Source organism: Aeromonas simiae (genome assembly GCF_014892695.1).
Classification (GTDB): Bacteria; Pseudomonadota; Gammaproteobacteria; order Enterobacterales; family Aeromonadaceae; genus Aeromonas; species Aeromonas simiae.
In genome coordinates this window covers 2,287,502-2,308,156 of the sequence record NZ_CP040449.1, presented here as the reverse complement: position 1 = coordinate 2,308,156, position 20,655 = coordinate 2,287,502, and the positions used below count along the sequence as shown (strand labels likewise).

Annotated in this window: 16 protein-coding genes; 6 read left to right on the top strand and 10 right to left on the bottom strand. The window is 58.0% G+C overall.

All coding sequences use genetic code 11. The features are described 5' to 3' along the window. Window positions 1-26: 26 nt before the first annotated feature. The 10 genes from FE240_RS10865 to gltB form a co-directional block, all read right to left on the bottom strand. A complete protein-coding gene (locus FE240_RS10865) occupies window positions 27-665 on the bottom strand; it encodes a trimeric intracellular cation channel family protein (protein WP_193000886.1) in 639 nt (212 codons plus the stop codon). Between the two features lie 126 nt (window positions 666-791). Then, window positions 792-1,166 (bottom strand): rhodanese-like domain-containing protein, encoded by a 375-nt coding sequence (locus tag FE240_RS10860; protein ID WP_193000884.1) that lies wholly within the window; start codon window positions 1,164-1,166, stop codon window positions 792-794. A gap of 10 nt (window positions 1,167-1,176) precedes the next feature. Beyond that, the gene (locus FE240_RS10855) at window positions 1,177-1,983 is read right to left on the bottom strand and encodes a cobalamin-binding protein (protein ID WP_193000882.1); all 807 of its coding nucleotides are present in this window, start codon (window positions 1,981-1,983) and stop codon (window positions 1,177-1,179) included. Next, entirely contained in the window at window positions 1,976-2,908 is a 933-nt protein-coding gene (locus FE240_RS10850; protein WP_193000880.1) for a cobalamin biosynthesis protein, read from the bottom strand. Before FE240_RS10850 ends, FE240_RS10855 begins: the two co-directional genes overlap by 8 nt. After that, window positions 2,905-3,597, bottom strand: a complete 693-nt coding sequence (gene mtnN, locus FE240_RS10845) for a 5'-methylthioadenosine/S-adenosylhomocysteine nucleosidase (protein ID WP_042045060.1) — start codon at window positions 3,595-3,597, stop codon at window positions 2,905-2,907. The genes FE240_RS10850 and mtnN overlap by 4 nt, the downstream gene beginning before the upstream one ends. A gap of 90 nt (window positions 3,598-3,687) precedes the next feature. Further along, window positions 3,688-3,885 carry a hypothetical protein gene (locus FE240_RS10840; protein WP_193000878.1) on the bottom strand — a complete coding sequence of 66 codons (198 nt, stop codon included), beginning with the start codon at window positions 3,883-3,885 and terminating at the stop codon, window positions 3,688-3,690. Next, entirely contained in the window at window positions 3,882-4,361 is a 480-nt protein-coding gene (locus FE240_RS10835; RefSeq protein ID WP_193000876.1) for a NifB/NifX family molybdenum-iron cluster-binding protein, read from the bottom strand. Before FE240_RS10835 ends, FE240_RS10840 begins: the two co-directional genes overlap by 4 nt. 100 nt (window positions 4,362-4,461) lie before the next feature. Then, window positions 4,462-5,109 (bottom strand): MarC family NAAT transporter, encoded by a 648-nt coding sequence (locus FE240_RS10830; protein ID WP_193000874.1) that lies wholly within the window; start codon window positions 5,107-5,109, stop codon window positions 4,462-4,464. Between the two features lie 128 nt (window positions 5,110-5,237). Continuing rightward, window positions 5,238-6,653 carry an FAD-dependent oxidoreductase gene (locus FE240_RS10825; protein WP_193000872.1) on the bottom strand — a complete coding sequence of 472 codons (1,416 nt, stop codon included), beginning with the start codon at window positions 6,651-6,653 and terminating at the stop codon, window positions 5,238-5,240. Window positions 6,654-6,678: 25 nt separating this feature from the next. Beyond that, window positions 6,679-11,136, bottom strand: a complete 4,458-nt coding sequence (gene gltB / locus FE240_RS10820) for a glutamate synthase large subunit (RefSeq protein ID WP_193000869.1) — start codon at window positions 11,134-11,136, stop codon at window positions 6,679-6,681. A gap of 592 nt (window positions 11,137-11,728) precedes the next feature. Between gltB and FE240_RS10815 the strand changes: the two genes are divergently transcribed. The 6 genes from FE240_RS10815 (at window position 11,729) to FE240_RS10790 (ending at window position 20,474) form a co-directional block, all read left to right on the top strand. After that, window positions 11,729-12,673: a TIGR01212 family radical SAM protein gene (locus tag FE240_RS10815; RefSeq protein WP_193000867.1), complete on the top strand. Its 945-nt coding sequence runs from the start codon at window positions 11,729-11,731 to the stop codon at window positions 12,671-12,673. A gap of 197 nt (window positions 12,674-12,870) precedes the next feature. Then, window positions 12,871-15,000, top strand: coding sequence for a type I secretion system permease/ATPase (locus FE240_RS10810; RefSeq protein WP_404800021.1), 2,130 nt, complete (start codon window positions 12,871-12,873; stop codon window positions 14,998-15,000). Then, on the top strand, window positions 14,997-16,385 hold the full coding sequence (locus tag FE240_RS10805) for an HlyD family type I secretion periplasmic adaptor subunit (RefSeq protein ID WP_193000863.1): 1,389 nt from the start codon (window positions 14,997-14,999) through the stop codon (window positions 16,383-16,385). The genes FE240_RS10810 and FE240_RS10805 overlap by 4 nt, the downstream gene beginning before the upstream one ends. Window positions 16,386-16,421: 36 nt before the next feature. Beyond that, on the top strand, window positions 16,422-17,750 hold the full coding sequence (locus FE240_RS10800) for a TolC family outer membrane protein (RefSeq protein ID WP_193000861.1): 1,329 nt from the start codon (window positions 16,422-16,424) through the stop codon (window positions 17,748-17,750). A 90-nt stretch (window positions 17,751-17,840) separates the two neighbouring features. Next, window positions 17,841-18,524 (top strand): transglutaminase-like cysteine peptidase, encoded by a 684-nt coding sequence (locus FE240_RS10795; protein ID WP_226799139.1) that lies wholly within the window; start codon window positions 17,841-17,843, stop codon window positions 18,522-18,524. 24 nt (window positions 18,525-18,548) lie between these two features. Continuing rightward, window positions 18,549-20,474 carry a bifunctional diguanylate cyclase/phosphodiesterase gene (locus FE240_RS10790; protein WP_193004535.1) on the top strand — a complete coding sequence of 642 codons (1,926 nt, stop codon included), beginning with the start codon at window positions 18,549-18,551 and terminating at the stop codon, window positions 20,472-20,474. Window positions 20,475-20,655 lie beyond the last annotated feature (181 nt).

The following is a 20,655-nucleotide window of genomic DNA, read 5'->3' as shown; positions in this document are numbered from 1 at the left end:
TATGACACCAGATCCTGCTCTTTGGTTCAATCCTGGCGACGCTCCAATGAGAAGGTAGGCAGAGAGAGGTGCCAATAAATAGCGGCCACCCGCAGGCTGAACACGGCGCCGATGCAGATGAGCATGGCCGACAGCCGATCCAGACCAAGGTGCAGCGCCAGGGAGTAGAGGATGCCGCCGAGGATGCAGGCGGTGGCGTAGATCTCCTTTTGCAGCACCATGGGCACCTCGCGGGCCAGCACGTCGCGGATCACCCCGCCGGCGACCCCGGTCATGGTGCCCATCAGGACGGCGATGATCCCAGAAGTACCGAAGTGGAGCGCCTTCTGGGCGCCGATCATGGTAAACAGGGCCAGCCCGAAGGCATCGGCCACCGGCAGCACATACCAAGGGAGACGGCGCGGCAGGCGCACCAGCCACATGCCAAAGAAGGCGGTGGCGAGCACCACCCAGATATAGAGCGGATCGCGCACCCAGAACACCGGGGTGGCGCCGAGGATCATGTCGCGGATGGTGCCACCACCGATAGCGGTCACTGCGGCCAGCACCAGCACGCCAAAGCCATCCATGCGCATACGACCGGCCACCAGTACCCCCGAGAAGGCGAACACGGCGGTGCCGAACATGTCACAGGCATAAACAATCTGATCCACTAGGGTCGTCATCGAGAGACTGCTCACACTCAAAGATTGGGCGGCGATTGTAGGGGAGGCAGCGCCGGCTGCCAACGGGGAGTGCAGGAATCGAGAGCGGCGCCACGATTTTTGTGCTGGCGCCGGGCTCAAAGGGGCTCAATCGGCCGTTCTGAGCGGGTGTTTGGCCTTCACCCAGCCCTGCCAGTCACCGGTCAGGTGATAGATCTGGGTGAAGCCTTGCTTCTCCAGCTGGGCCTCGACCAGGGCGGCGCGCCGTCCGCTGCGGCAGTAGACCACCACCGGCTGATGCTCGAATCCCTTGAGCTCACTTAGCCGGGTGCTGAGCTGGTCGCTTGAGAGGTTGCGGGCGCCGGGAATATGGCCTGCATCGAACTCGGCGGCGGTGCGCACGTCGAGCAGCAGGGGAGGGCGCTCCTTCTGCTGCCAGGCCAGCAGGGTCTGCGGGTCGATGGGGAGCGCCGCCAACGCGGGGGCGCAGAAGAGCATAAGAAGGGCAATGAGGGGACGCATGAAGGCTCCTTTAACGGTGGCGGACGGCATCGATGGCCTGACACAGTGCCTCGACGGCATTGAGGGCGCGCGGGGTGAAGCGGTGCAGTTGGTCGGGATTGACCAACACCAGGGCATCGCGGCGCACCGCCTCGAGCATAGGCCACTGGCGCCAGTGCTCCAACACCGCCTTATGTTGGCTGCCGGCGACAATCAGCTGCGGATTGGCGCGCAGCACCTCCTCCATCCCAATCTGCGGATAGGGGCTGGCCGCCTCGCCCACCACGTTGTTGCCACCGCACAGGGTGATGGCTTGGGCCGGCCAGGCGATGCCGCTGACGCTGGTGAGCGGCGGATTCCACAGCTGGTAGAAGACCCGCACCGGCTCCTTCTTGCTGTAGCGCTCGCGCAGTTGGGTCAGCCGGGCATCGAAGGCGTCGGCGGCGGCATTGGCCTGTGTCGTGACCCCCAGCAACTGGCCGAGGGCGCGCATCTCGCCGGAGAGAGAGGCAAAATCAGTGGGATCGGAATAGAAGACGGGCACGCCGAGGCGGGTCACCGGCTCGAGCATGCGGGCTTGGGCCGAGCGCCATGCCACCACCAGATCCGGTTGCTGTGCCAGCAGCGCCTCACTGTTGATGCTGCGGTAGTTGGCCACGTGGGGCAGCCGGCGCGCCTCGGGCGGCGTGTCGGAGGCATCATCGGTAGCGACGATGCGATCGCCGGCGCCGATGAGATAGAGCAGCTCAGTAATGTGGGGGGTGAGACTTACGATGCGCTGCGGTGTGGCGCCGGCCAGCGCACTGAACAGCAGCAGCAGGGGCAGCCATTTAGACAAACTCACCTCCCAGGGTGAGCAACAGGGTCAGCAGTAGCCAGCCCCAGCCTATCATCTGTAGCCGCGCCAGAGCGCGTGCTGGCGTGCTGGCCCTGGGTTCATCCCCCTCGCCGAGCACGGGGAAGCGCAGCTTGTCGCCGGCGTAGAAGCGCGGGCCGCCGAGGCGCACCCGCAGCCGGGCGGCCAGCAGGGCCAGCAGCACACCACCGGCCGGGAAGGGCCAGCGCAGGCCGCCGCGCGCCACCCGTCCCATGCCGCGTCCGGCCAGCAGGGGCAGCGCCAGCAGCAAGGCCGGCAGGGTGGCCAGTGCCTGGTAGAGGCGCGCTACCGGCAGGCCGAAGTGGGCAAAATCGGGCTCTTTGGGAGAGAAGGCTTGGGTCAGCAGGGAGGTAAGGCGCCACAGGAGTGCTCCCTGCACCCCGGCCAGCAGGAAGCCAAACAGGGGGCCGGCCCACTGGGCCACCAGACGCAGAGCTACCGTTTCGGTCACCGCCTTGCTTACCCCAAGGGCCGAGAGGCGCTCGGTGCCGCGTTTGAGCCAAGGGGCTGCCTGCAAGCGGGCCAGGGGTAGGGTCTCCCCTTGCGCCAGTTGGCGGTTGGCCTGCGCCAATTCACGCAAGGGGCGCGACTCGATCAGCAGCAGCAGGATCAGCAGATCGAAGAGGGGCTCAGAGAGGGCGAGATTACGCACCGACCAGAGCAGGGCCGCACACGGTAGCCACACCACCAGAGTCGCCAGTAGGCCGGAGCGTTGCTGCACCGCAGGGGTTCCGTCGGGACGGCGCACCTTGTGGCCAAGGCGGGTGAGCAGGGGCACCAGCGCCGACAGGCGCAGGTGCGCGGGCCATGGCAGCAGCGCCTCGAGCAGGGCCGCCCCGACGAGGATGGCGGCCGGGGTGGCCGCCAGGTGCTCAAGTGGGATCACAGCTTGGCGAGCAGCGCCAGGATCACTTCGGCAGAGTGCTGGCCGGCCACCTCGATGAAGGCATCGAAGGACTCCACCTGCTCCTTGCCGGCGATGTCAGACATGGCGCGTACCACCAGATAGGGGACGCCGAACATGTGGCACACCTGGCCGATGGCGGCCCCTTCCATCTCGACCGCCAGCATCTGCGGGAAGTCGGCGCGGGCCTTGGCGATGGCGTCGGGCTTGCACATGAACTGATCGCCAGTGCAGATGAGGCCGACCAGGCTCTGGTGCTTGCCCTGCTCGCGGATGCTCTCGGCGGCCAGCGCCATCAGCTTCTCATCGCACGGGAAGGCGGCTGGCTGCTGGGCCATCTGGCCCATCTCGTAGCCGAAGGCGGTGACGTCCACGTCGTGAAAGCGCATTTCGCTGGCGATCACCACGTCACCGATGTGCAGCTCCTGGGCGAAGCCGCCGGCGGAGCCGGTGTTGATGACGTAATCGGGGGCGAACTTCTCGATGAGCAAGCTGGTGGCCACGCTGGCGGCCACCTTGCCGATGCCAGAGCGGGTCAGGATCACCTCATGGCCGGCCAGTTGACCGCGGTAAAACTCGCAGCCACCCACCTTCAGAGTCTCGAGCCCTGCCAGCTGGCTGCGCAGCAGCGCCACTTCCTGCTCCATTGCCCCGATAATGCCTACTTTCATCGTCAACCTCGTCGTCATGGCCGTGTGGCCGGAAAATCTGGCGGCCATGATAGCAAAGGTTGGGTCGGGCGCCGAGTCCTGCCGGCGGGGTTAGCGCGGCGTTTCTGGCGTGCTGCCTGGCTCACGGATCTGATGCAGATGCTCGCCACAAGGGAGCGTACAGCCGCAAGGGCGCAGCGGCGCCTCTTCTTGCTTGCCACGGGAGAGATAGCGCTGGCGCGACCAGAGCAGCAGGAACAGGGCGGCAAACAGGCCCAGTGTGGCCGCCAGCGACCAGAGGAGCGTCATGGGGCCACCTTGCGGCGCAGGGGGATGAGTGGGGTGGCCGCGCGGCTGGCGCAGCAGTGGGTCTTCGCGTGGCACTCCCCATCCTGTCCTCCGCATTCGTGCGCCGCACCCTGATGGGAGGTGCAGTTGCGCTGCTGTTGTTGCCGGGAGGGGGCCCCCTGGCTGGCATCGCTCAGGCGCTCCCATTGTTCTGAGACACCCTGCCCCGGTTGCCAGCCACGCTCGGCACGCAGCACCACCAGGCCGGCGGCGAGCATACGCGCCAGCATCTTTTCACCGATGCGGCGCACCACCAAATGAGTGACGCCGCGGGCGATCAGTTGCTCGGGCAGGGCGCGCCGTCCTTGGCAGCCGTCGCCAGCCGGGTTGGCGAGCTGGCCGAGCAGACGACCGCTCTGATCTTGCAGTACAAATTCGGGGGCCTTGGCGCAGTGGGGGGTGAGGCGCAGGGCCTCGGTCGGGGTAGCGATGAGCATGTGGGCTCTCCTTATAAATAGCATATGCTATTTATAAGCCGGTTCGGGGTTCACATGCAAATAAAAAGCCCGCCAAAAAGGCGGGCTCGGGGGGAGGGCGTTAGGCGACGGGGAGCTGGTGGGAGGCGATGATCTCCAGCACGCCGTTGATGATGAACTGAACTCCCATGCAGACCAGCAGAAAGCCCATCAGGCGCGAGATGGCCTCGATACCACCCGGGCCGACCAGCCGCATGATGGCGTCGGAGCTGCGCAGACAGCCCCACAGGATCAGGCTGACCGAGAGAAAGATGAGCGGCGGTGCGGCCAGCAGTACCCAGGGCTGGTAGGCGGTGAGCTGATCGACGGTCGAGGCCGAGCTGATGATCATGGCGATGGTGCCGGGGCCGGCAGTGCTGGGCATTGCCAGGGGGATGAAGGCGATCTCCTTGGGGGCCTCGGCCTGTTCAGTGGCCACCTTGGGTGGGGGGAACAGCATGCGAAAGCCGATGAAGCTGACGATGAGGCCGCCGGCGATACGCAGGCCGGGGATCGAGATGCCGAAGGTGCTCATCACCATCTGGCCGGCGTAGTAGGCCACCATCATGATGATGAAAACGTACAGCGAGGCGCGCCAGGACTGGCGATGGCGCTCCTGATAGGACATGTCGCCACATAGGCCGAGCATGAGGGCGACCGTGGTGAGGGGGTTGGCCAGCGGCAGCAATACCATCAGGCCGAGCCCGATGACTTTGATGAGATCCAGCATGAACAGTTGTCTCAAGCAGTGGTGGGGGAGCAAAAGGGGGCATTCAAGCACACCCCGCCTGACTAGGGTCTGAATTGATCGCGAAATAAAAAAGGCCAGGCAGATGCCTGGCCTTTTGGGAGCAGAGCTTACACCTTGAGGTAGTCGAGGATCCCCTCGGCGGCCTTGCGCCCCTCGTAGATGGCGGTCACGACCAGATCCGAGCCACGTACTGCGTCGCCACCGGCGAACACCTTGGGGTTGCTGGTCTGGAAGGCGAACTCAGCCTGCTCCGGCGCCTGGATACGGCCACGGCTGTCAAGGCCGATGCCGTGCTGCGCCATCCAGGGGGAGGGGCTCGGCTGGAAGCCAAACGCCATCACCACCGCATCGGCGGCCAGCACCTGCTCGGAGCCGGCGATCACCACGGGGCTGCGGCGACCGTTGGCATCGGGGGCGCCGAGCTCGGTGCTCACCACCTTGATGCCGCAAGCCTGCCCGTCGGCATTGAGCTCGACTCCGACCGGTTGCAGGTTGAACATGAACTCCACCCCCTCTTCGCGGGCATTTTGCACCTCGCGCTTGGAGCCGGGCATGTTCTCTTCGTCACGGCGATAGGCACAGATGACGCGGGAAGCGCCCTGGCGGATGGCGGTGCGCACACAGTCCATGGCGGTGTCACCGCCACCGAGCACCACCACCTGCTTGCCGGCGAAGTCGATGTAGTCGCTTGGGCTCTTCTCAAAGCCGAGCAGCCGGTTGGCGTTGGCGATGAGGTAGGGCAGGGCGTCGTAGACCCCAGGCGCCGTCTCGTTGTCAAAGCCGCCCTTCATGTAGGTGTAGGTGCCGACCCCGAGGAAGACGGCGTCAAACTCGGTCACCAGATCGCTGAACTGGACATCCTTGCCCACCTCGACCCCGAGGCGGAACTCCACCCCCATCTCGGTGAAGATCTCGCGCCGGCGCTGCATCACCTCTTTTTCCAGCTTGAAGGAGGGGATGCCGAAGGTGAGCAGGCCACCGATCTCCGGGTTGCGGTCAAACACCACAGGGGTGGCGCCGCTGCGCACCAGCACGTCGGCACAGGCCAGCCCTGCCGGGCCGGCACCGATGATGGCAACGCGCTTGCCGTTCTTGACCACCTTGGAGAGATCGGGCTTCCAGCCCATCTCGAACGCCTTGTCGGTGATGTACTTTTCGATGTTGCCGATGGTGACGGCACCGAAGCGATCGCTCAGGGTGCAGGCCCCTTCGCACAGGCGATCCTGCGGGCAGACCCGGCCGCATACTTCCGGCAGGCTGTTGGTCTGGTGAGAGAGCTCCACCGCCTCCAGAATGCGCCCCTCGTTGGCCAGCTTCAGCCAGTTGGGGATGTAGTTGTGCACCGGGCACTTCCACTCGCAGTAGGGGTTGCCGCAGTCGAGGCAGCGATCTGCCTGCATCTGCACCTGGCTCTGGTTGAACGACTCGTAGATCTCCACAAATTCGATCTTGCGGATCTTGAGCGGCTTCTTCGGCGGGTCGACCCGCTGCACATCAATAAATTGGAATACGTTCTGGCTCATTTCATTGTTTCCTTACATCGCCGCCTTACATCGCCTGAACACGGAGTTCTGCACTCGACCGACTGGTGTGACCCAGCAGTGACTTGACGTCGCTGGACTTGGGTTTGACCAAGCGGAACTTGGGCACATAGGCGTCGAAATTCGCCAGGATCTCCTCGGCGCGGTGGCTGCCGGTCTCATTGAGGTGCGCTGTGATGATGCCGCGCAGGTGCTCCTGATGGATGGCCAGATCTGCCACCTCCAGCAGCTCGACCAGCTCCGGGTTGGTGCGCTTGGCAAAACTGCCGCTCTCGTCGAGCACGTAGGCGAAACCGCCGGTCATGCCCGCCGCGAAGTTGACGCCGGTGTCACCGAGGACGGTGACGATGCCGCCGGTCATGTATTCGCAGCCGTTGTCGCCGATCCCCTCGACCACCGCCAGGGCACCGGAGTTACGCACCGCGAAGCGCTCGCCGGCGGTGCCGGCCGCAAACAGCTTGCCACCGGTGGCGCCATAGAGGCAGGTGTTGCCGATGATGGCCGCCTCGTGAGACTTGAACGACACGCCGACGTGGGGCTTGATCACCAGCTTGCCGCCGGTCATCCCCTTGCCCACGTAGTCGTTGGCGTCACCGGTCAGGATCATCTCGAGACCGCCTGCGTTCCACACCCCGAAGCTTTGGCCGGCGGTGCCGTTGAAGTGCACCTTCACCGGATCGGCTGCCATCCCCTGGTTGCCGTGGCGTTTGGCAATCTCACCCGACAGGCGGGCGCCCACCGAGCGATCGGTGTTGCGGATGTCGTAGCGGAACTCGCCGCCGGACTTGTTCTCGACCGCCTGCAACAGATCCTCGACCATGCGCAGGTTGAGCGGCCCCTTGTCGAAGGTGTCGTTGGTCTGCTGGCAGAACAGGGACGAGCCCGGCACCGGCACCGGTTTGGCCAGGATGCCGGAGAGATCCAGCTTGCCGTGACGGGCGGTGATGCCCGGCAGCACTTCCAGCAGATCGGTGCGACCGATGAGGTCGGTCAGCTTGGCGACCCCAAGCTCAGCCATCAGCTCGCGGGTCTCCTCGGCGATGAAGCTGAAGTAGTTCATCACCATCTCCGGCAGGCCGATGAAGTGCTCGCGGCGCAGCTTCTCATCTTGCGTCGCCACCCCGGTGGCGCAGTTGTTGAGGTGGCAGATACGCAGGTATTTGCAACCGAGCGCCACCATGGGGCCGGTACCGAAGCCGAAGCTCTCGGCGCCGAGAATGGCCGCCTTGATGATGTCCAGACCGGTCTTGAGGCCGCCGTCCACTTGCAGGCGCACCTTGTGGCGCAGGCCGTTGGCGACCAGGGCCTGCTGGGTCTCGGCCAGCCCCAGCTCCCACGGGGAGCCGGCGTACTTGACCGAGGTGATTGGGCTGGCGCCGGTGCCGCCGTCATAACCTGAGATGGTGATGAGGTCTGCATAGGCCTTGGCCACGCCGCAGGCGATGGTGCCGACACCGGGCTCGGAGACCAGCTTGACCGACACCAGGCAGCTCGGGTTGATCTGTTTGATGTCGAAGATGAGCTGGGCCAAGTCTTCGATGGAGTAGATATCGTGGTGCGGCGGCGGGGAGATAAGGGTTACCCCCGGCACTGAGTAGCGCAGCTTGGCGATCTGCGCGGTCACCTTGTCACCGGGCAGCTGGCCACCTTCACCCGGTTTGGCGCCCTGGGCCACCTTGATCTGCACCACGTCGGCGTTCATCAGGTAGTGCGGCGTTACCCCGAAGCGGCCCGAGGCCACCTGCTTGATGCGCGAGTTCTTCTCAGTACCGAAGCGGCGCGGATCCTCGCCACCCTCACCGGAGTTGCTCTGACCGCCGAGGCGGTTCATGGCCACCGCCAGCGCCTCGTGGGCCTCGGGGCCGAGGGCACCGATGGACATGGCGGCGGAGTCAAAGCGCTTGAACAGCGCCTGCGCCGGCTCCACCTGCTCCACGGGCAGCGGGGTTTGACCGGTTTTGAGCACCATCAGGTCACGCAGGGTGGCCACCGGGCGCTCGTTGACCAGCTTGGCGTACTCCTTGTAGTCGGCATAGTTGCCAGAGCGCACCGCCTCTTGCAGGGTACGCACCACGTCCGGGTTATAGGTGTGGTACTCGCCACCGTGCACAAACTTGAGCAGGCCGCCCTGATTGAGGGGCTTGCGCTCAATCCAGGCGCGCTGGGAGAGGTTGTGCAGATCTTGCTGGATGTCGGCAAAGTCGGCGCCGGCAATCCGGCTCGAGACGCCGCGAAAACACAGATCAACGATGGACTTGGAGAGACCGACGGCCTCAAACAGTTGGGAGCAGCGGTAGCTGGCCACCGTGCTGATGCCCATCTTGGACATCACCTTGTAGAGCCCCTTGTTGATGCCGTTGCGGAAGTTCAGCATGGCATCGCGCAGGCTCATCTTCAGCACCCCTTCCTCGACCTGCTTGGCTAGGGTCTCGTAGGCGAGATAGGGGTAGATGGCGGTGGCGCCAAAGCCGAGCAGCACGGCGAAGTGGTGCGGGTCGCGGCAACTGGCGGTCTCAACCAGGATGTTGGCATCGCAGCGCAGGTTGTTGTCGACCAGGGTGCGCTGCACCGCACCCACCGCCATGGCGGCCGGAATGGGCAGGGTATCGGGGGAGATGTCGCGATCTGACAGCACGATCAGCACCACGCCCGAGCTGGCGGCCGCCTTGGCCTCTTCGGTGACGCGCACTATCGCGGCCTCGAGCCCCTCTTCGGGACGGTAATTGAGGCTGATCACCTGGTGGCGGTAGTGTTCGCTCTCGAGCGCCTTGAGCTGGTTGACGTCGGAGTAGAGCAGCACAGGGGACTGGAACAGCACCCGGTGGGCATGACCGAAGGTCTCGTTGAAGACGTTTTGCTCGCGACCGATACAGGTGGCCAGCGACATGACGTGGTTTTCCCGCAGCGGATCGATGGGCGGGTTGGTGACCTGGGCGAACATCTGACGGAAGTAGTCATAGAGGTTGCGCTGGGTGCCGGAGAGCACCGCCATCGGGGTGTCATCCCCCATGGAGCCGACCGCCTCCTGACCGTTCTCGCCGAGTACGCGGATCACCTGGTCTAGCTCCTCATAGGAGTAGCCAAACAGCTTCTGGTAGGTCTTGAGGATGTCATTGTCAAAGGTTCGGGCGCCGGTCTGGCTGTCGTCCATCTGCTCGAACGGCACCAGGCGCGTGCAGTGCTTGCCCATCCACTCTTTATAAGGGTGGCGGCTCTTGAGGTCGTCATCGATCTCGAAGCTGGTCCATACCTTGCCGTTGTAGGTGTCGACCACAAACAGTTCGCCCGGGCCGACCCGGCCCTTCTCCAGCACTTCGTCTGGGGTGTAGTCCCAAGTGCCCACTTCGGAGGCCAGCGTGATGAACTTGTCCTTGGTGATGACATAGCGGGCCGGGCGCAGGCCGTTACGATCCAGTGCGCAGGTGGCGAAGCGGCCGTCGGTCATGACGATGCCGGCCGGGCCGTCCCACGGCTCCATGTGCATGGAGTTGAAGTCGTAGAAGGCGCGCAGATCCTCGTCCATGTTGGGGTGCTTCTGCCATGCAGGCGGGATCAGCAGGCGCATGGCGCGGAACAGGTCCATACCGCCTGCGAGGAACAGCTCCAGCATGTTGTCGAGGCTGGAGGAGTCGGAGCCGGTGGTGTTGACGAAGGGAGCTGCGTCTTGCAGATCGGGGATCAGCGGGGTGGCAAACTTGTAACCACGGGCCTTGGCCCACTGGCGGTTGCCGGCGATGGTGTTGATCTCGCCGTTGTGAGCCAGGTAGCGGAAGGGCTGGGCCAGCGGCCAGCGCGGGCTGGTGTTGGTGGAGAAACGCTGGTGAAAGACGCAGATGGCCGACTGCATGCGGATATCGGCAAGGTCCAAGTAGAAGCGCGGCAGATCCACCGGCATGCACAGGCCTTTATAGACGGTGACCAGATTGGAGAGGCTGACCACGTAGAAGTAGTCATCCTTGACCCGTTGCTCGATGCGGCGACGCACGATATAGAGACGGCGCTCCAGATCCTTCATCACCCAGCCCGGGGGGGCGTTGACGAAGACCTGTTCGATGCTCGGCAGGGAGGCCTTGGCAATGTCACCCAGCACGTTGGTGTCGATAGGCACCTTGCGCCAGCCAACTAGGCTGAGGGTCTCTTTTTCCAGCTCTTCCTCGATGATGGCACGGGTCTGGGCGGCCAGCACCGGATCGGGGTTGATAAACAGCATCCCGACCGCGTATTTGCGGCCCAGGTGCCAGCCCTGCTCCTGCGCGATGGCGCGAAAGAAGCTGTCGGGCTTTTGCAGCAGCAGACCGCAGCCGTCGCCGGTCTTGCCGTCGGCGGAGATCCCGCCTCTGTGCTGCATGCGAGCCAATGCTGACATCGCGAGGCGGACAAGCTTGTGGCTGGCTTCCCCTTCCATGTGGGCCATCAGGCCGAAGCCACAGTTATCCCTCTCCAGCTTTGGATCATATAGTGACATTGCATTTCTCCCTTGCTCGGCCTTGCTCCGCAAACTGCATAAATTGCGAATGGCTCTTGTGGTTCCGTCTGCCTAAAGTGGCGAACGTTCAAACTAAAGGGATTTTTAACCAAGGTCAATCGACGAATTACGCTCTTTTTGTTGTTACAACTGAATAACAAAAAACCTTGAAAAACGTTTTTTTGGGTAGTAAATCCCAGATGATTTTGTTTTTATCGTTTTATTTAGTTTAATGCTCTGTATTTGAGCGGGGCGGTAACATAGGCTGTGGCGCTCTTGCAATGTAGTAAAATTACGCCTCAAGCCCCGGCTAATCCCGTTCCGATCACACTTTTAACGCGCTGGCTCCCAATCTGTTTGAAACTCTCCAAAAATTTTAAAAAATAAAATAAAACATATATTTATTGATGATTCATTCCGGTTTTTAGGGGAGGAAAGCGGCGAAAAAATGGTAAATGTGATGACTCAAAATTCTATTTTTTAGAGTGATTATGCACCATGTTCGGCTGCGGAGGAGTCCCTGCTTTGATCCAGCTCAGCATGGACGAATGTGAAGGCAGTACAATGCGCCTCCTGCAATCGAGGAGGCTGTATGCAGCTACACGAACTGGTCAACACCCTGGGTCAGGATCTCAAGCGCCGTCATGGTCAGAAGATCCACAAGCTGACCCTGCATGGTGCTTTCACCTGCCCGAACCGGGACGGCACGCTGGGCCGCGGAGGATGCACCTTCTGTAATGTGGCCTCCTTTGCTGATGAACAGGCGCAGCATCTCTCCATCGTGCAGCAGTTGGCGGCGCGCCGTGATGAGGTGACCCGCGCTCGCCGCTATCTGGCCTATTTCCAGGCCTATACCAGCACTTATGCCGAAGTCGAATATCTGCGCGCCATGTATGAAGAAGCATTGCAGTCCGCTGACATTGCAGGCTTGTGCGTCGGCACTCGGCCCGACTGCGTGCCTGATGCGGTGCTCGATCTACTGGCCCACTATCAGGCTCAGGGCTATGAGATTTGGCTTGAGCTGGGATTGCAGAGCGCCCATGATGCGACGCTCAGACGCATCAACCGTGGCCATGACTTTGCCGCTTATGTGGATACGGTGCAGCGCGCCCATGCCCGTGGCATCAAAGTTTGCGCGCACCTCATCGTCGGTCTGCCGGGTGAGCGGGCCATGGACAGCCTAGTGACGTTGAAGCGGGTCGTTGAGCAAGGGGTGGCCGGTATCAAGTTGCACCCACTGCATGTGGTCGCGGGCAGTACCCTTGGCAAGGCATGGCAGGCGGGCAGGCTTAGCGTGCTGACTCAGGAGGAGTATGTTGAGGCGGCGGTGGCCATGATCCAGCACACGCCGCCCGAGGTGGTGTATCACAGGGTGTCTGCTTCGGCGCGCAAACCTACCTTGCTGGCCCCTGAGTGGTGCGAGAACCGCTGGAGTGCGATGACTGCGATTGCAGCTGAACTGAACCTGAGTGGAGCACAAGGTTGTGCTATTGGACGCGTTTTTTTGAATTGTGAGAATGAGATCACATCGATTTAAGAGATGTCCGACTTGCGTGATGGTCTTGTCATTAAGCCTTTGTTATAGTTTTTTCGATTAATATCACGCTGAATTATTAGAGTAATTCTCCCATTTTTATATTTATATGGCCGTTTCTGCCGCTATAGGCATGATGTTGGCAATATATACTGAAAATACAGCATTGAGCAGGGATCGGGACCAGGATGCAAGCAGGTATGGCGCAGCAAGATGAGCTTTTGGAGGCTCTGGTTTTCCTCACCCGTTTCTATGGGGTACCCAACAGCCGCGATGCGCTGGTGACTGGGCTTCCCCTGCCATCTGGTCGTCTCAGTCCTGCTTTGTTCCCCCGTGCCGCCGAACGAGCCGGGCTGGCTGCGCGCCAGGCCTTGCAGCCATTGGCTCAGCTTTCTCCTCTTTTACTCCCCTGTGTGCTGCTGCTGCGTAGCGGCGGCGCCTGTATTCTGGTCGAGTGGGACGCCGAGCAAGGGCGTGCCAAGGTGATTTTTCCCCAGGCCGGTGATGCCGAGCAGACCCTCTCGGCAGGCCAGCTGGAGGAGGAGTACAGCGGACAACTTTTCTTTGTTAAAAAGCAGTTCCGCTTTGATGCCCGCTCGCCCAAGGTGCTGGAAACTCGGCACGGCCACTGGTTCTGGAGCACCTTGCTTGAGTCACGCGGCATCTACCGCGATGTGCTGGTAGCATCAATCCTCATCAACCTGTTTGCCATTGCTAGCCCGCTGTTCACCATGAACGTCTATGACAAAATTGTCCCTAACTTGGCCTTCGACTCGCTCTGGGTGCTGGCGGTGGGGGCCGTGGTGGTGTTCACGTTTGATTTTGTGATGCGCCAGTTGCGCAGTTATTTCATCGATGTGGCGGGGAAAAAGTCGGACATGCTGCTGTCGGCCAAGATCTTCGCCAAGGTGATGGGAATGCGGATGGAGGCGCGGCCTGCCTCGACTGGCGCCTTTGCCAAGCATTTGCAGGAGTTCGAGTCGATACGCGAGTTTTTCACCTCGGCCACGGTGTCGACGCTGATCGATCTGCCCTTTGCGTTTTTGTTTCTGTTTATTATCTGGATTTTCGCTGGCCCCATGGTGGTGGTACCCCTCGTGGCCATCGTGATCCTGGTCATCTACAGCATCTATATCCAGTCTCCGCTCAAACGCAGCATCGAAGAGGGCTCTAGGTTGGCGTCGCAAAAGAATGCCAACCTGATTGAGAGTATTGCCGGCCTCGAAACGGTGAAGATTTTCGGTGCCCAGAGCCTGTTTCAGTATCGCTGGGAGCAGGCCGTGGCCCATATCTCGACCTGGGGGGTGCAGACCCGCCGTATCACCAACACCATGTCTTCCCTAGCCAGCTACATCCAGCAGATGGTCACCGTCGGGCTGATCATCGTCGGGGTTTATCAAATTTCCGATGGGAATGTGACCATGGGGGGAATGATCGCGGCGGTCATGCTCTCTAGCCGTGCGATTGCGCCCATGGTGCAGCTCTCGGTGCTTTCCACTCGCTACAACCAGGCCAAGTCAGCGCTGCAAATCCTTGAGCAGATCATGGCCTCGCCCGATGAACAGGAAGAGGGGAAACAGTATGTACATCATCCCGTCATCGAGGGGCTGATCGAGTTTGACAATGTCTCTTTCAAGTATCCGGGGATGGAAACCAGCACCCTGCACAACATTAATCTGCGTATTCAACCCGGTGAGAAGGTGGCCATCATAGGGCGAATTGGAGCCGGTAAGACCACGCTCGAGAAGTTACTGATGGGGTTATACCGCCCCTCTGATGGCTCGGTTCGGCTCGATGGTTATGAGCTGGATCAGATCCCCCCCTCAGTGCTGCGCCGTAACATCGGTTGCGTACCGCAGGATGTGACCCTCTTCTTTGGAACCGTGCGTGACAATATCATGCTGGGCAACCCGCTGGTTGATGATCAGCAGGTGTTGCGCGCCGCCAAACGGGCCGGGGTCACCCAGTTTACTAACCAAGATCCCAACGGCTTGGATAAGCAGATCGGTGAAGGGGGACGTCAGTTATCCGGTGGTCAGCGCCAGGCGATCGTGCTGGCCCGTTCGCTGCTTAATGACCCCCCCGTCATGGTGCTTGATGAGCCCACGTCCAACATGGATAACCGCTCCGAGTTGCAGATAAAGAACGAACTCGCCCGATTGGGCAGTGAGACCACCTTACTGCTCATCACCCATAAGACCTCCATGCTGGATGTCGTCAATCGCGTCATCGTCATGGAGCAGGGGCAAATCGTGGCTGATGGCCCCAAGGAGCAGGTATTGCAGCAACTGCGTGAGGGCAAGGTGCGGGTGCGGGGGGAAGAGCAATGAATAAACCGATCTTGCCGCCACCGGAACATCTGGATTTCGTCGATGATGGCTCCGCGGCGGTGCTGCTCTCGACCCCGACCCGAGCCAGGGTTCTGCTCTGGTGCAGTTTTGCTTTTTTCGTCTCGGCTATTGTGTGGGCGGCATGGGCAAAATTGGATGAGGTGACACAGGGGCAGGGAAAGGTGATCCCGTCGATGCAATTGCAGGTCATCCAGAATCTGGAAGGGGGGATCGTCAAGGAGATCCTGGTTAAAGAGGGGCAGATCGTTGAAAAGAATCAGCCTTTGCTACGCATTGACGATACTCGTTTTCGCTCCGATTTTCGTGAGCGTGAACAGGAGGTGGTCACGCTCAAGGGGGATGTGGCTCGCCTGCGCGCCGAGATAGCCAGCGTCAAGGTCAATACTGCGGCTGATGTGCCCTGGCGTGATCAGGTCAAGGTCGAACCCATTGCCATCGAGTTTCCAGAAGGCTTCGAGAAGGTCTTTCCTGATAGAGCGGCTCGCCAGGTCTCTGCCCGGGATGAACGGCTGAATAATCTCTCCAACCAACTCTATATCCTGGGGCAACAAATCGAGCAGAAAGAGCAGGAGATGATTGAGCTCAATGCCAAGATCAAAACCGTTGGCCGTAGTGTGGATTTGGCCCGCCAGGAGCTCAATATCAGCCGTCCTCTCGCCAAGGAGGGGATTGTCCCCCAGGTTGAACTTATCAAGCTGGAGCGACAGGTTAACGAGATGAAAGGGGAGCTGGAAGCAAACCGGCTGTTGATCCCCAAACTGAACTCAGTCCTGCGGGAGACGGTGCTCAAGCGCAATGACATTGCACTCAAATACCGAGCTGACTCTCAGACGGAACTCAACCAGCAACAGGCCAAACTGAGTCAGCTTTCCGAAGGGCAGGTTGGCTTACGCGATAGGGTGGATCGCACCATAGTGGTTGCCCCACTCAAGGGCACGGTTAAGGCCATCAAGGTCAATACCGTCGGGGGGGTTGTTCAACCTGGCATGGATATGATGGAGATAGTGCCGCTGGAAGACACCTTACTGATTGAATCTAAAATATCTCCTAAAGACATAGCCTTCATCCGCCCCGGGCTGGATGCTGTGGTGAAGTTTACTGCCTATGATTTCACCATCTACGGTGGGTTGAAGGGCAAGGTGGAACAGATAAGTGCAGACTCCATCCAAGATGAAGATGGTAATACCTTTTATCTGGTGAGAGTTCGTACCGACAAGAGTTACTTGGGCGATGAGCAAAATGCACTTCCCATCATCCCCGGTATGTTGGCCAGTACAGACATTATTACTGGTAAGAAGAGTGTCCTCGAATATCTACTCAAACCCATACTGAGAGCGAAACAGACGGCACTGAGGGAACGATAGTCAACAACACAGTACAACGACATGACTGGAGATATCATGAAAAAGACGGTTGTTGCGATGTTAGTCGGTGGGGCCATGATGCTACCTGCCTTCCTGCAGGCTCAGACCTTGGAAGAAGCAGTGGCTCAGTCCCTGACTACACATCCTAAGATCAAGGAAGCCTTTGATCTCTATCAGGCGCGTATGTATCAGCATGATGGGGCCAAAGCCGGTTACTACCCTACCGTTGACCTGACGGGCGGTGTTGGTTACAGCGATGTCGACAATAACACGACCCGCAATGGTGCTGGAAACCCCAATGTGGATGCTACCCAGACGCGTAAAGAGGCCGGTATCAGTCTGCGGCAGATGATATTCGATGGGTTTAATACCAGCAGTAATGTGGCTCGAACTGAGGCTGAAGCGGGGGCCCAGCGGTTGGCTCTGGTTTCGGAAGCGGAAAACACGGCGTTGCGCACCGCTGAGGTATATATCAATATGCTGCGCCAGCAGGAGATCTTGGAACTTTCCAAGCGTAATCTGGAAGTTCATGAGCAGATCAAGTCTGACATCACCAAGCGAACCACGTCGGGACTGGGCTCTACCGCTGACCAGACTCAGATTGAAGGTCGCGTTGCCAGAGCCTATGCCAATATGGCAGCCGCAGAAAATAACTATCGCGATGCCGAGAGCGAATTCATCCGTGTGGTTAATATGCAGCCTAAGGATTTGGTGCAACCTGTTCCTGATGGAAGTAAGTTACCTGCGTCGTTGGATGGGGCTCTCAAGATTGCGACCGAGCAGCACCCGACACTGCTCTCCTCACTGCAAGATATTGAGGCGGCAAAATATCAGCATGAAGGCGCCAAATCCGGTTTTTACCCGAATGTCGCATTCGAGGTGAACCAGAATTGGAATGATGATGTAGGTGGGGTTAACGGGCGTGACGATGAGCTGACCGCCATGGTGCGCATGCGTTACAACTTGTTCCGTGGGGGGGCCGATGTCGCCGAGACTAAGGCCACCTCAGCGCTCTACTCTCAAGCGAAGGATATTCACATGAATGCCTTCCGTCAGGTAGAGGAAGGTACCCGTTTAGCTTGGAATGCCAAGGAGTCACTCGCCAAGCAAAAAGAGTATATTCAGCAGCACGTGGATGCGAGCTATGAGACTGTACAAGCCTATAAGAAACAGTTTGGGCTAGGGCAACGAACGTTGCTGGATGTGCTCAACACGGAAAACGAACTGTTCGAAGCAAGACGTAGCTATATCACTGCTGAATATGACGCCTTACTTGCCGATTATCGGGTCATGAATGCAATGGGAAGCCTGCTTGATGGCTTGCAATTCAAGAAGCCGGGCGAATGGTTGGCAGCGAAAAACTAAGTGGTATCAAGAATGGGGCGTACGAGATACGCCCCACTATTTTAAATTATATCAAGAGAGCTCGAGTTCTTGCCCTATCGCCATTATCTTATGCGAAAAGTGCGCAGTTACTGGTGGTGTCTGCTACTGGTATTGCCATGTCTAGTCCCGGCAGATGGGCGCCTCTCTGCTGATGATCAGCGCATGATAAAACGGGCTGAGCAGGTTTATGGGGTAAGGGCGGCACAAAGAGTGAGCGCTTGGCGCATGCTGGCTGAAGAAGGGCGGCGTTCTGCTTGGACTGAGCGGCAACGATTACAGAAAGTTAACACGTTTTTTAATCAACTTCAGTTTGTTGATGACAGTCGGTTGTGGCAAAAAAATGATTATTGGGCAACGCCATTGGAGTTTCTTGGCGCTGCTGGCGGTGACTGTGAGGATTTCAGTATCGCAAAATATTTTACGCTCTTGGAGTTAGGGATCCCAGATGAAAAAATGCGAATGGTTTATGTAAAGGCGTTGAGATATAACCAGTTTCATATGGTCGTTGCTTATTACGAAACACCAAGCTCTGTTCCTGTTATTTTGGACAATCTGATCCCAGATATACGGCCAGCAACGGCTCGCAATGATCTCATACCAATATACAGTTTTAATGGTCAGCACCTATGGCTGATGAAGGCTCGTGGTCAAGGTGAGATGGCTGGTAATGCATCACGGCTAGGCTCGTGGAACGAGCTGAGAAATCGTATGACAACAGGGAAGCTGGCACTACCTAAGCTTCGCTTGGAATGATACTCATGGAGTTGAATGAAAACTATGACCTTGTACAGACAACTGCTCGCCACAATGTTATTACTTTTTGGTCTATTGTTTCTCGCATCATACTGGGTTCAGTTCAACTCTACACGCAGTTATCTGGCGCAGCAGCAAGAGACCACGGTTATCAACACCGCGACTTCACTAGGCTTGGCGCTGACACCTTACCTTGAAACGGGTGATAAAGTCGGGGCCGAGTCAGTTATTAAAGCGGTCTTTGATGGTGGTTATTATCGTCAGATCCGCCTTGATCTATTGGCCTCTAATAATTTTATTGAGTTGAATAATACGACCAATATTAATGGCGTTCCCTCTTGGTTTGTCGGAATGAAACTTTTCCCTGACGTTTCTCATGAGTCAGTGTTAACTTCAGGCTGGTTACAGTTAGGTAAGCTGAGGGTTGTTGGCCATCCTGGGCAGGCATATTATGAACTTTGGGCTGGTATGAGTGAACTTGCCAGCTGGTTTTTAGTTGGGTTTCTTGTTACCGCATTACTCTTGATGCGAGCCTTACATTATCTACTTCGTCCATTAGAGCAGATCCGGAAACAGGCTGTTGAAATTGAGCTTCACCATTTTGGTCATTCAATACCACTGCCTAGAACGTTTGAATTACGTCAAGTTGTTCAGGCAATAAATACTCTTTCTAGTAAATTGGCAGGTCAATTCAAAGAGCAGGCTGAAGAGGCTGAGAAGTTAAGAGAAAGAGCTTATCTTGACGCTGTTTCGGGGTTAGGTAATCGAGCATATTTTGTTTCTCAAGTTAATGCGTGGATTGCTGAATCAGGACAAGGCGGGCTCTTGTTGATCGCTGTTGACTTGCTTGATGATATATACAGGGAGGAAGGATTCTCTGCTCGAGATAATATGGTTAAATCGATAGCCACTATACTTAAAGAGCTTATTCAAGTCAAAACTGATAGTGCTATTGCTAGAATTTCCGCAACAGAATATGCAGTTCTTTATCCAACAACGGAAAAAAATGAGTTGTTAACGTTGGCCGATAAAATTAACGAACGCATCATGGATTTAGTCGTTAATCCAATAGATGAGGGGCACCCTCTTTCTGTCATCGGTGTCGTTATTCGAGAGTGTAATGAAGATTTGCCAACTCTTCTGACTAAGGCTGATAATGCACTAGGCCGGGCTCGTAATGAGAGACGTGGAGCTATCGTTGTATCAGGTGATGATAGTACTAATGTAATGGGGCGTATGGCTTGGCGTGATTTAGTGCAGGAAGCTATTCGTGACCAACTACTACGCTTTAAGGCTCAGCCCGCTTGTCGTTTTGGTGATGGAGCTATTATTCACGAAGAGTTATTCACATTCATACATAAGAATGAACAAGATTTTTTTGCGAGTCAATTCATGCCAGCCATAGAGCAATTTAAAATGGGCTGTGATTTTGATCAAGCGGTGCTTACCATGGCATGTGATATTTTAGCTCGTCACACTGACTTGCATCTTGCAATTAATTTAATGCCAAATAGCATTGTATCTGAAGATTTTATAAAGTGGATCGATGGCCTCTTGGATAAAAAAGTCTCTTTAAAAGAGCGTCTGGTATTTGAGATCCCAGAAAGTGTTATTATGAAGCATCAATCTGAAGTTTCATTATTTGTTAAAATATTAAAGGATAAGGGGTTCAGTTGGGGGGTTGACTATTATGGTCGGCACTTCCACTCCCTTGGGTATTTAGAGCTGTTGCAGCCATCCTATGTAAAGGTTGATCATGGTTATACTAGTCAGATCCTTGAAGAGGGGGCTGACACTGCGTTTCTTGCTGCGGTATGCCGTACGGCCCGCAATGCGGGGGCCACAACGATTGCGACGAGAGTAGAGAGCGATGCTCAGGTTCAAGCTCTTGCCAAGTTGCATATAGATGGTTATCAGGGGTTTGTCAGAGCTGCACACCCTTTGAGTTAAATAAACAAAATAGAATAAAAAACGCCTTCGGGCGTTTTTTTTATTACTTTGTTAAGTCAAATGCTGTTTATGCTAACACGTCAATTCATAAAGTAATCCATAACAACATGATTTTTAATATGTTTTTTTACTATTTATTTTCTTCTCTATCGATGCCCATCTTGCGACTGGCTGTTCGATA